General features: G+C 65.7%; 13 protein-coding genes. 8 read left to right on the top strand and 5 right to left on the bottom strand.

The window, feature by feature from the left end; translation table 11 throughout:
- Positions 1–49 precede the first annotated feature (49 nt).
- On the top strand, positions 50–1,177 hold the full coding sequence (locus NL126_RS03705; protein WP_255197566.1) for an acyl-CoA dehydrogenase family protein: 1,128 nt from the start codon (positions 50–52) through the stop codon (positions 1,175–1,177).
- A gap of 60 nt (positions 1,178–1,237) precedes the next feature.
- Positions 1,238–1,561, top strand: coding sequence for an EthD family reductase (locus tag NL126_RS03700; RefSeq protein ID WP_255197565.1), 324 nt, complete (start codon positions 1,238–1,240; stop codon positions 1,559–1,561).
- A gap of 10 nt (positions 1,562–1,571) precedes the next feature.
- On the opposite strand, the gene NL126_RS03695 is transcribed toward NL126_RS03700, so the two are convergent.
- From NL126_RS03695 to NL126_RS03675, 5 genes are all read right to left on the bottom strand, one after another.
- Positions 1,572–2,381, bottom strand: a complete 810-nt coding sequence (locus NL126_RS03695; RefSeq protein WP_255197564.1) for an enoyl-CoA hydratase/isomerase family protein — start codon at positions 2,379–2,381, stop codon at positions 1,572–1,574.
- A 62-nt stretch (positions 2,382–2,443) separates the two neighbouring features.
- Positions 2,444–2,917, bottom strand: coding sequence for a nuclear transport factor 2 family protein (locus NL126_RS03690; RefSeq protein ID WP_255197563.1), 474 nt, complete (start codon positions 2,915–2,917; stop codon positions 2,444–2,446).
- A 60-nt stretch (positions 2,918–2,977) separates the two neighbouring features.
- Complete coding sequence (locus tag NL126_RS03685; protein WP_255197562.1) at positions 2,978–3,841, bottom strand: DUF8073 domain-containing protein; 864 nt, start codon at positions 3,839–3,841, stop codon at positions 2,978–2,980.
- Positions 3,842–3,937: 96 nt separating this feature from the next.
- The gene (locus tag NL126_RS03680; protein WP_255197561.1) at positions 3,938–4,354 is read right to left on the bottom strand and encodes a cobalamin B12-binding domain-containing protein; all 417 of its coding nucleotides are present in this window, start codon (positions 4,352–4,354) and stop codon (positions 3,938–3,940) included.
- A 71-nt stretch (positions 4,355–4,425) separates the two neighbouring features.
- Positions 4,426–5,631: a phenylacetate--CoA ligase family protein gene (locus tag NL126_RS03675; protein WP_255197560.1), complete on the bottom strand. Its 1,206-nt coding sequence runs from the start codon at positions 5,629–5,631 to the stop codon at positions 4,426–4,428.
- Between the two features lie 164 nt (positions 5,632–5,795).
- Between NL126_RS03675 and NL126_RS03670 the strand changes: the two genes are divergently transcribed.
- The 6 genes from NL126_RS03670 (at position 5,796) to NL126_RS03645 (ending at position 11,865) form a co-directional block, all read left to right on the top strand.
- Positions 5,796–7,451 carry an AMP-binding protein gene (locus NL126_RS03670; protein WP_255197559.1) on the top strand — a complete coding sequence of 552 codons (1,656 nt, stop codon included), beginning with the start codon at positions 5,796–5,798 and terminating at the stop codon, positions 7,449–7,451.
- A 55-nt stretch (positions 7,452–7,506) separates the two neighbouring features.
- On the top strand, positions 7,507–9,189 hold the full coding sequence (locus NL126_RS03665; protein ID WP_255197558.1) for a thiamine pyrophosphate-binding protein: 1,683 nt from the start codon (positions 7,507–7,509) through the stop codon (positions 9,187–9,189).
- A 77-nt stretch (positions 9,190–9,266) separates the two neighbouring features.
- On the top strand, positions 9,267–9,659 hold the full coding sequence (locus NL126_RS03660) for a RidA family protein (RefSeq protein ID WP_255197557.1): 393 nt from the start codon (positions 9,267–9,269) through the stop codon (positions 9,657–9,659).
- 33 nt (positions 9,660–9,692) lie between these two features.
- On the top strand, positions 9,693–10,796 hold the full coding sequence (locus NL126_RS03655) for a zinc-dependent alcohol dehydrogenase (RefSeq protein WP_255197556.1): 1,104 nt from the start codon (positions 9,693–9,695) through the stop codon (positions 10,794–10,796).
- Complete coding sequence (locus NL126_RS03650; protein WP_255197555.1) at positions 10,789–11,280, top strand: PaaI family thioesterase; 492 nt, start codon at positions 10,789–10,791, stop codon at positions 11,278–11,280. The genes NL126_RS03655 and NL126_RS03650 overlap by 8 nt, the downstream gene beginning before the upstream one ends.
- A gap of 126 nt (positions 11,281–11,406) precedes the next feature.
- A complete protein-coding gene (locus NL126_RS03645; protein ID WP_255197554.1) occupies positions 11,407–11,865 on the top strand; it encodes a nuclear transport factor 2 family protein in 459 nt (152 codons plus the stop codon).
- Positions 11,866–11,885: the final 20 nt, after the last annotated feature.

Genomic DNA, 11,885 nt, shown 5'->3' with positions numbered 1-11,885 from the left:
CGATTTCTCGATGGCTTTTTGTATGCCGTTCACGGATTACAGCCAACCAATGTTCGACCTGACTGCCGAGCAGGAGATGGTGCTGTCGTCGCTGGAGGACATCGCGAGAAAGGAGTTCGCCGACCGGGCGTTCGACTGGCACGGCGAGCCGCCGTGGGAGAACATCGAGCTTCTCGCGAAGCGGGGGTTCCTGGGCATCAACATCGCCGAAGAGTACGGCGGTGGCGGGATGGGCGAGTTCGAAGCGATGCTCAGCATCGAGGCCGTCGGCACCGTCTGTCCCGACACGGCGGAGTTCCTCTACAACCAGCAGATGGTCGCCCCCCGAGCCATCGAGATGTTCGGCAGCGAGGAAGCCAAAGACCGGTACATCCCACCGGTCGTCGACGGCGAGAAGGCCATCGCCATCGCCATCTCCGAGCCGGAGTCGGGGTCCGACGTCGGCTCGATGCGGACGACCGTCAGCGACGACCTCGTGCTCAACGGCGAGAAGATCTGGGTCAGCAACATCAAACACTCCGACGCCGCCGTCGTCTGGGTGAAGTACCCCGAGGGGCTCGGCTCGCTCATCATCGAGTTCGACTGGGACGGCGTCGAGGTGCAGGAACACTACACCAACATGCACGGCGGCACCCAGAGCCAGATCCGGTTCAACGACGTCGAGATCCCCGAGGAGAACGTCCTCACGCGCGGGAAGGACGCCTTCGTCGACCAGCTGAAGGCGCTCAACTGGGAGCGGCTGGGCTGTGCGACGCTCGCCAACTCCTTCTCCAGAAACGCGATGGAGAAGGCCCTGGACTACTCCCAGCAGCGCGAGCAGTTCGGCCAGCCCATCGGCGACTTCCAGGGCATCGAGTGGAAGCTCGCGGACATGCTCACGGAGCTCGAAGCCGGACGCATGTTGACCTACCGGGCGGCGCTCAACGCACACAAGCAGGGTCGGATTCCCGACCGCCTCGAGACGTCCATGGCGAAGCTCTACTCCACCGAACGCGCCGAACACATCGTGAGCGAGGCGCTCCAGATTCACGGCGCCAACGGCTACCAGCAGGGCCACCCGCTCGAGTACCTCTACCGGATGACTCGCGGCCGCCGCCTCGCCGCCGGCACCGACGAGATCCAGAAGAACCAGATCGCCGCCGTCCTCAAGAAGTCCGGCATGCCGGACCTCGTCTGAGGCACCGACGCTCGGCCCACCGAACGTTTATACGGGTTCTTGCTGTGTGGTAGCACAGCGATGTTCAAACTCGTCGTCTTCCTCGAGAAGAAATCAGAGATGACCCACGAGGAGTTCCTCGACCACTGGCACGGCCCGCACGTCGAGATGGCCAAAGAGATGCCGAACCTCAAGAAGTACGTCACCTCGGTCCCGGTCGACCCCGAGGAGGCGATGTACGACGGCATCGCCGAGCTTTACTTCGAGCGCCTCGACGACGCGGCGGCGGCGGGCGAGTCGGACCTCCAGGAGAAGGCCATCGAGGACTCCAAGCGGTTCCTGTCGAAGGTGCCGGCCGACCGGATGTTCGTCGAGCCCATCGTCCAGATGGACAAGACGGCGTAGGTCGAGTCGACTACGTCCCCGACCACTCGGGGTCGCGGTCCTCGAGGAACGCGGCGACGCCCTCGGCCTTGTCGTCGGTGGCGAACAGCTGGACGAACAGCTCCTTCTCGTACTCGATGCCCGCCTCGAGGTCGAGGCGCGAACTCGCCTTCACCGCGTCCTTGGCGTACTCGAGCGTGAGCGGGCTGTGCTGGGCGATGCCCTCGACGAGGTCGGTGACGGCCTCGTCGAGCGAGTCGTCGGTCGCGAGCACGTCGATGATACCGAGGTCGCTCGCCTCCGTCGCGGTGATGAGTTCGCCGGTCGTGATGAGCCGCATCGCCTGCCCTTCGCCGATGAGCCGCGGGAGCCGCTGGGTGCCGCCGCCGCCCGGGATGAGTCCCAGCCCGACTTCGGGGAAGCCGACGCGAACGTCGTCGGGGGCGACCCTGATGTCACACGCCAGGGCGAGTTCGAGCCCCCCACCGAAGGCGTGGCCGTTGATGCGTGCGACGACGGGCTTCGAGAGTTCCGAGACCACCTCGTACACCTTGCGTCGGTTGCTCCACCGGCGCTGCTCGGTCACCGAGCGGCCCTGCAGGTCCTTCAGGTCGGCCCCCGAGACGAAGGTGCCCGTGTCCCCGGAGCCGGTCAGGACGACCGCACGAACGTCCGACGCGTCGAGGGCGTCGAGGACGTCCTTCAGTTCCTCGCGCAGCTGGTCGTTCATCGCGTTGCGGGCCTCCGGGCGGTCGATCACGACCGTCGCGACGTGGTCGACCGGGTCGTCGGTTCGGAGTACGATGGTCTCACAGTCGGCTGCGACGTCTTCAGGCGTCATCAGCTACTCCGTCTCGGGGCACCCTCATAGAACCTTGGCTCGGGCGGCTCCACGCCCGATGGTCACTTGATGCGCGGAATCTCGCCGTACGCCTCGTGGTCGACGAGTTCGTACTCGTCGTACCCCTGTGCCTCCGAGTTCAGAGTGATCGACGAGAACTTCCACTCGCCGTCGACCAGCCGATAGGTGTCCTCGTAGCGCCCCTGTCGCCACTCCATCCGGCCGTCGTCGTACGCCATCAACGCTTCCAGCAACCACGTCCCCGTCCCGGTGTCGCCGTCGAGTTCGATGCTCGGGTGGTGGAACAGGTGACAGGAGTAGACGAAGCTCGGTCCGATGTAGTCGTCCGCGAGTTCACGCAGCCCGTCGTGGCCTTCGAAGGTGCCGACGCCCTCGTAGGTACACGTCGCGTCCGCGGTAAAGAGGTCGACGAACTCGTCGAACCGCTGCTGGTCGATGTAGCGCCCGTAGTCGTACCGGAGCTCCTTGATGGCCTCCCGGTGCTCCAGCCGCTGGAGTCGCTCTTCTACACTCATACAGGCAGACGTGCCGGAGCGAGAGTATATGTGTTTCCCCGGAACGGGAGCGCAGGGCAGTCAGGCCGGGCTCGCGGCGTGGATGCGGTCGACCACTTCCTCGAGCTCGGTCGAGTGGTCGGCGGCGAGCCGCGAGACGACGAGGTCGAGCAGGTCGAAGTCGGTGAGGAGGGATCGGGTCGTCGAGCGGTCCAGCCCGAGGGTGGTCTGTACTTCGTACAGCGTCCGCGAGCTCTGGACCGCGTGAGCGAGTGACTCGACCGTGACGCGCTCCGGGAGCCCGTAGCCGTCGGCCTCGATGGTGACCGACCGACTATCATCGTCGCTCGCATCGAGGTCGGCGTCGTCATGGGGGTCCGCGTCGGTGTCGTCCCGGCTGTCCGGGCCGGCCTCGTCCTCGGTGTCCGAGGCGGTCGGATGAATGCCGTGTTTGACCATGTGCTCTCTGACGGTCGCCGGCGTGACGTCGACGCCCAGCGCCTCGGTCATCTCGGCGAACGTGTCGTGTTCCTCGTAGACCGCTGCGAGGAGGTCGTAGTTCTTGTAGTACGGGACGTCGTCCGACGCCGGATCCGAGTCCCGCTCACTGCCCGGCTCCGTCGCGTCGTCGGGTGCCTCCGCCCCGGCGTCGGTGTCCGCCATGTCGGCTGCGTCAGCGCTCGCGGTCTCTTCGAGGGGAATTTCCACGGTGAACGTCGCGGTCACCTGCCCGTCGGAGGCGTCGGTCTCGTTCGGAACGATGGCGACGTTCTCGGCGTCCGACAGGCGGGCCAGGCAGTCGAGCCCGACGGTCACCTCCACGGAGAGCGTCCGGTCGTCGGCCAGCGACCCCCGCTCCGTAATCACATCGAGAACCGTCAGCCCTCGCGCTTCCAGCTCGTCGATGACGACACCCAGCTCTTGGAATGCGCTACCGTGTATCATAGCTTCCACCCTGGAGTCACAACGCCGGTGAATCAGTAAATAGATTTGGGTAACTGACAGATATCTGTAGTACGTCCTGACTGTTTCGGGCTCGGTTCACCGCGCTGGCCGGTGCTGCTCGACGAACTCGATCATCTCGGCCGTGGAGGTTCCCGGGCCGAAGATGCCGTCGACGCCCACATCGTAGAGGGTGTCGTGGTCGTCCTCCGGGATGATACCGCCGACGATGAGCAGCGTGCCCTCGGCCGCCCCGTACTCGTCGAGGCCGTCGGCGATCTTCGGGACGAGCGTCTTGTGCGCCCCGGAGAGGATGGAGATGCCGACGACGTCGACGTCCTCCTGGACCGCGGCCTGGACGATGGCGTCGGGCGACTGGTGGAGGCCCGAGTAGATGACCTCGAACCCCGCGTCGCGGAACGCCCGCGTGATGACGTGTGCGCCGCGGTCGTGGCCGTCGAGTCCGACTTTCGCGATCAGACACCGGATGCTGCGCTGGCTCCCTTCCGTGCTCATTGTCCGTTGTTGGGCGGATAGATGGTAATATTCTATCGGTCGTTCACCTGGAACGGTGTGCTGCCGCGGGTCTAGTACCGCTCGTCGACGACCGGTGGCCCCTCCTCCAGTTCGTCGACGAAGTTGATCTCGTCCGGGGTGATGAGCAGTTGCTCTTTGAGCTCTTGCCGGAGCTCCGCCTCGTCGGCTTCACCCTCGACCGTGAGCGAGAGGTGGTCGGTGTTGTCCGGTCGGGTGACGCGGAGCCGGTAGTTCGTCGAGAGCCCGTCGATACCCGCGAGCACGAGCAGCACGCCGCCCGGATACACTTTCACCCCCTTGATCTTCATCTGGCCGTCGGTCCGGCCGAACACGCCCTTGGGCATCATCACGGTCGACCCGTCGACGTAGGGGCTCGTCCCCTCTTCGAGCATGCTGAGGTCGCCGGTTCGGTACCGGAGGAGTCCCCCGGCCTCGCGGTCGACGTGCGTGAGGACGACCTCGCCGCGCTCGCCCATCGGCAACACCTCGCCGGAGTCGGGGTCGATGATCTCGGCGATCATGTAGTCGTCGATGACGTGTAACCCCTTCTCGGCGGCACACTCGACGGACACCGGCCACGCCTGTCGGAGCCCGAAGTAGTCGACCGCACACTCGAGGTCGCCGAACGCGTCGTGGACGCGCTGGCGCTGTCCGGGAATGCTCGTGAACGGTTCGCCACCGCCGATGAAGACGTCGAGCACCTCGCCGCCGTACTCGGCGATCTCGAGCGCGAAACTGGGGTTCCCCCAGAGGATGTCGACGTCGTACTTGTCGATGGTTTCGGCTTTCTGTTCGGCCTCGCCTGGGCCCGCCGGAATGACCTCGACGCCGTTGTCTTCGAGCGCCCGGTGGAGGAGATACCCGGTGCCGAAGCCGTGGTAGCTGAGCGAGACCATCGCGCGCATCCCCGGTTCGATGCCGAGGCGGTCGAAGATCTCCCCGTGGACCGCTGCGTAGCGGTCCAGGTCGCCCGGCGTCTCGAACACCGGCAGCTGTTCGTCGCCAGCGGGGGTGAACGAGATCATCGACCCCGGTTCGTACAGCGACCCCTCCGGGGGGTTCTCGTGCACGTCGGCGAGCAGGTCCTCGGTCTTCGTGAAGGGAAGCTCGCGGAACTCCTCCCACGAGGAGATTTCCGATGCGTCGAGCCCGGCCTCCGCGAAGACATCGTCGTACAGCGGGTTCTCGCCGAACCGGTCGAGCTGGTCCTGGAGCGATTCGAACGTCTCCTCTCCGTAGCAGTCGTAGAGTTTCATGATGGGTCGCTCGCGTAGCGGATAGATAAACACAGACAACCTCCGTCCATTAAACACTATGTAATATCTCTGATATATGGTGGCACGGAACCGGTACCGAGCCTCGGCGACCCGCGCCTAGACAGTCGTGGATTATATATCCCCGCCAGTCAAGTGGTACGACGATGCAAACCTACGACGATTTTGCCGACTTTACGTTCGAGTGGGAGGACCAGGAGGACTGGCTCCTCCCCACAGTCCTCGAAGCACAGGCGAGCGAGCGCGCAGACGAGACGTTCCTGCAGTGGGAGACCACGGATATCGAGGTGACGTTCGCCGAGACGAACCGCATCGTCAACCGGCTCGCACACGGGCTCCGCGACGTCGGCATCGAGAAGGGCGACCACGTCCTGCTGATGCTGCCGAACTCCCTGGAGTATCTCTATCTCTGGTTCGCGCTGGCGAAGATCGGCGCCGTCGAGGTCCCGGTCAACACGAGCTACAAGGAGGGGACGCTGACCCACGTGGCGAACCTGACCGAAGCCGAGTTCGGCGTCTTCCACGACTCGTTCGTCTCGCGCGTACTGGACGTGGAGGACGACCTCGAGTCGCTCGAGCGCATCGCCGTCCTCGGTGACGACGTCGACGAGACGAGCGACAGTGACCTCGGCGTGCTGACGTACGACGACCTCCGCTCCGAGAAGGAGACGAACCCCGAGGCCGACCTGCACTTCGACGACGTGGCCTCCATCATCATGACCTCCGGGACGACCGGGCCGTCGAAGGCCATCCAGAAGACGTACTCCCACCAGTACTTCTTCTCCGAGCAGTGTCGGAACCTCGTCCAGCTCACCGACGACGACATCTACATGACGGGAAACCCGCTGTTCCACAGCAACGCACAGGTGCTCGTCGTCTTCCCCGCACTCATCGCTGGGGCCAAGATCTGTCTGTTCGAGAAGTTCACGGCCTCCGGCTGGGTCGACCGCCTCAACGAGACGGGCGCGACCGTCTGTAACTTCCTCGGGTCGATGATGGACTTCGTCTACCAGCAGCCCGAGCGCGACATCGACGACCAGAACGACCTCCGGTGTCTGTTCGCCGCACCGACGGCCTACGGCATCCAGGAGGAGTTCGAGGAGCGCTACGGCATCGAGTTCATTACCGAGGTTATCGGAACGACCGAGACCTGTATGCCCGTCCTCGCCCCCTACGGCGTCGAGCGCCCGGAGGGGGCGGCTGGCCTCCTCCTCGAGGAGTACTACGACGTGCAGCTCGTGGACCCGAAGACCGACCGACCCGTCGAGCCCGGCACGATGGGCGAGTACGCCATCCGGCCGAAGATCTCCTCGATCATCACGCCGGGCTACTACGGGATGCCCGAGAAGACCGTCGAGGCGACGAAGAACTGCTGGTTCCACACCGGCGACGGCCTCCGGCGAGACGAGGACGGCTGGTTCTACTTCGTCGACCGGATGGGCGACACCCTCCGGCGGCGCGGCGAGAACATTTCGACGTACGAGGTCGAACAGCCGCTGCTCGAACACCCGGCCGTGCAGGCAGTCGCCGTCGTCGGCGAGAAGGCCGAAGAGGAGGGCGGCGAGGACGAGGTGAAAGCCTGGATCGTCTTCGAGGAGGGCAAGGAAGCGACCCCCGAAGAGCTCATCGAGTGGAGCAACGACCGGATGCCCTACTTCATGATCCCGCGCTACTTGGAGTTCGTGGACGAACTCCCGAAGACCGAGAACGAGAAGATTCAGAAGGCGAAGCTCCGCGAGTGGGGCAACTCCGAGGAAACGTTCGACCGGGTGGCCGCCGGCGTGTCCATCTCGAAGGACTGACGAACGACTGAGCGCGGGCAGGCTCATCGGGACGGACTGCTCGATTGGTAGAACAATGCACGTACACGACGCAATCATCCAGTTCCTCGACGCACAGGGCGTGGACACGGTCTTCACGCTGATGGCCGAGGACATTATGGGCCTCACCTCGACGATACAGGCGGCGTGGGCTGACGACATCGAGGTCGTCGAAGCGCGCCACGAACAGGCGGCGGTCGCCATGGCCGACGGCTACGCACGCGCATCTGGGCAGGTCGGTGTGGCTGCCATCGGTCGCGGGCCGGCGATCGCCCAGACGGGCACGGCCATCGGTACCGCTCGCGAGAAGGGGTCGAAGGTCCTGCTCGTCGTTCCAGAGACGCCGCTGTCCGCGACCGAGGACGTCAAAGCCTTCCAGCAGCAGACCTACCTCGAAACGATGGTCGGCGACGTCGAACAGGTCCGGGACGCAGAGCGGCTCGTCCCGGTGTTCACGGACGTCTTCCGGCGACTGCACCACGACGGCGGCCCCATCGCCGTCCAGGTTCCGTGGGACGTCATCGATGCCGAACTCGACGTGGACGACGACTGGCGAGACACGGCACTCGGCGCCCCGATGGCGACGCCCACCCGAACACGCTGTGCACCCCCCGCCGCCGACATCGAGGCGGCAGTCGACGCGTATCTCGACTCCGATGCGACGGTCCCGCCCGTCGTCCTCGCGGGGGAGGGCGCAGTCGAAGCCGACGCGAGAGACGAGCTCGTCGGCATCGCCGAGCGCACCGGGGCACTGCTGGCGACGACGCTCCAGGCACAGGGCTACTTCGCCGACCACCCGTTTAACGTCGGCTTCGCGGGCACGTTCGGGACGACCCTCGCGAACGAATCCGTCGGGCAAAGCGAGTTCGTACTGGCCGTCGGCTGTAGCCTCAACGACCACACGACCGACGAGGGACGACTCCTCGACGGCGCGACGGTCGTCCACGTCGACGCCGACCCGGCGAGTATCGGCCGTCACAGCGCCGTCGACGTCGGGCTCGCCGGAGACGCGAAGGGAACCGCGGCCGCACTCCTGGCGGAACTCGACCGCCGGGAGGTCGACTTCGCCGAGAGCTTCTGGACCGCGAACCGCGAGCGTCGGATCGCCGACGCGTCGCCGTTCGACCAGCGCGAGTTTCCGGCCGTGTCCGGCCGCGTCGACCCGCGCGACGTCGTTCCGAAGTTCGACGAGTACCTCCCGGACGACCGGCTGCTCGTCACCGACGGCGGCCACTTCATCAACTGGGTGCTCGACGGTATGACCATCACCCATCCCGACGACTACATCTGGACCATCGACTTCGGCGCCGTCGGGATGGGGCTCCCCATCGGGCTGGGCGCGACTCGGACGCTCACCGACCGGACGCCGGTCATCGTCTGTGGCGACGGCGGGTTCATGATGACGCTGCAGGAGCTGAACACCGCCGTCCGACACGACCTGAACGCGGTCATCATCGTGATGAACGACGACGCACTCGGCTCCGAGTACCAGCAGTTGGCCGCTCGGGGTGGCCACACCGATGCCGCGCTCATCGAGACGCCCGACATCGCGGCCGTCGCCGAGGGGTTCGGCGCGACGGGCCACACCGTCCGGTCGCCAGACGACGTGGACGACATCGCCGGCAATCTCTCGGCGCCACCGGACTGCCCGGTCGTCGTCGATTGCAAGGTGAATCCGGACGTGAAACACCGGTTTTACGACTCGTTCCACGAGCCGTAACACCCCCGGTGGGTTCGTGCGCCTAGTAGCGTGCGCCTGACCAGCAACGTTTTGGGGCTACTCGGGGAGTGTGTGGTATGGTGCGCCGTCACATCAATCCAGAGTCAGCGCCGGATTCCTCGGAATACGGCTACAGTCACGCTATCGTCGCCGATGGCACCTTCTACATCTCGGGGCAGGTCGGGATGGATGGCGACCGCAACCTCGCCGGCGACGACATCACGGCACAGACCCGGCAGGCGTTCGCCAACGTCGAGGCCATCCTGGCCGAAATCGACCGAGACATGAGCGACGTGGTGAAGGTCAAAGCCCACATCGTCGACCCTCACGAGCGCTTCCCCGACTACGACGAGGTCTACCAGTCGGTGTTCTCGGCGCCCTATCCCTGCCACACCGTCCTCGGCGTCGAGCAACTGGCAGGCCCGGAGTATCTCGTCGAGATCGAAGTCGACGTTCCCGTGGAGGAGTGAGATGGAGGCAACACTGGGAGGAGGGAGCCGACGATGACGACGACGCGCGCAGCCGTCCAGACGGCCGCGCGGGAGCTCGAGCTCCGTGACCTCGACGTCCCTGACGAGATCGGAACCGGGGAAGCGCTGGTCCGCGTCGAAGGCTGTGGCATCTGCGGTGCCGACTACGAGCGCTACATCGGCGAGATGGACGACAGCGGCCTGTTCGAGTACCCGGTCGTCCTCGGCCACGAGCCGGTCGGCGTGATCGAAGCGATCGGCGCCGACGCCAGCGACCGCTGGGACGTCGCGGTCGGCGACCGCGTCGCCATCGAGCCGTTCGCGCCCTGTGGCGTCTGCGAGTTCTGTACCCGTGGTGAGTACACCATCTGCGACCAGCGGTTCATCTACGGCACCACCTCGCTGTCGGTCGGCGCCGGCATCTGGGGTGGGTTCGCCGAGCGGATGCTGTTGCGCCCCGGAACGGTCGTCCACCAGCTCTCACACGACGTCTCCATCGAGGATGCCACCTTCTTCAACCCGCTCGGCGCCGGCTTCGAGTGGGTGTGTCGGGCCGGCAGCGCCGAGGTCGGCGAGTCGGTACTCGTCCTCGGCCCGGGACAGCGCGGGCTCTCTGCGGTCATCGCCGCGGCCGAAGCCGGCTGTGGGCCAATCGTCGCCACGGGTCTCACGCGCGACGCAGACCGCCTCGCCATCGCCGAGGAGTTCGGTGCGACCCACACGGTCGACGTCGGCACCGAGTCGCTCGCCGGGCGCGTCGACGCCATCACCGACGGACGGGGCGTCGACGTCGTCGTCGACACGACGCCCGGCGCGACCCAGTCGGTCGTCGATGCTATCGACGTCGTCCGGCCGGGTGGCACCGTCGTGCTCGCAGGCACCAAGGGAATGCGCGAGGTCGACGGGTTCGTCTCGGACGAGGTGGTCCTCGACAACATCAGCATCGAGGGGACGCTCGGCACGCGCGCCTGGTCGTTCGAGCGCGCCATCGACGTCATCGAGGCCGGCGACTACGACCTCGACCAGCTCCACTCGCACACCCTCGGCCTCGACGAGATCGAACGCGCGATTCAGCTCCAGGGCGGCGACGCCGACGAGGACGCTTTCCACATCACCGTCACACCGACCCATGACTGAGGACGACTCGGAGCGGAAGTACAGCGACCAGTACGGCGAGAACACCGGTTTCAACCCCGAAGGCGAGAATCCGCTCGAACAACTTCGTCAGCACGCTCACGATCACCCACTCATCAGGGACATGGGCATCACGTTCGAATCGTTCGACGACGGCGTTCTCGAAGCGTCCATCCCCCACAACCAGGAGTGGGCGAACCCCGGGATGGGCGGCGCACTCCACGGCGGGATGGTCGTCGCCTATCTCGACACCGTGATGGGGTTCACCATCATGGCGGCGGTCGCCGACCAACCGGTGACCAGCGGGCCGACCATCAACCTGAACACGAACTTCCTGTCGCCGGCGGCAAGCGACATGGTCGCGACGGGCGAGATCGTCCGGACCGGCTCGTCGAGTGCGGTCGTCGACGGGACGCTCGAAGACGCCGAGACCGGCGAGGCAATCGCGACTGCGCAGGGGGTCTGGCGCGTCTACGCCGACGACTGATGCTGACTGCTGCACCTGTGTCTCGGTTCGACCGCACGAATCCGTGCGGTCGATACCGAACTGACGTATCGAAGTCAGTATGACCGCTGGCAAACTGTTAACTCGCCGGTCGCTGAACCTCGTCGCATGATGGACGCCGACCGACTCCAGCGACTCGTCGACCGGGAGGAACTGAAGGAACTGCGCGCGAAGTACTGCTACTACGTCGACGAACAGGACTGGGAGCCGTTCGTCGACCTGTTCGTCTCCGACCCGACGCTCGACTTCGGTGGGATGGGTGTCTACGAGGGACAGGAGGGACTCGAACGGTTCGCCGCCGAGTTCGTCGAAGCCCAGCTCCAGGGGTCGGCACACATGCTCTCGAACCCGATTCTCGACATCGACGGCGACGAGGCGACTGGCCGCTGGTACATCGAGTCGCCGCTGACGTTCGCCGACGGGAGCGGCGCGTGGCGACAGGGCTGGTATCGCGACGCGTACCGGCGCGTCGATGGGGCGTGGAAGATCGAGTCGATCACGATGCGGTTCGTCTACACCGCCGACTACGACGACGAGACGGGCTGGAGCGACCTCCGGCTGCTCTAGGTGGGAGAAGAATTAGGGCG

Source organism: Halorarius litoreus, from assembly GCF_024362405.1.
Classification (GTDB): domain Archaea; phylum Halobacteriota; class Halobacteria; order Halobacteriales; family Haloarculaceae; genus Halorarius; species Halorarius litoreus.
Note: the sequence above shows the minus strand (reverse complement) of the source record. Positions and strands in the feature narration are given on the sequence as shown.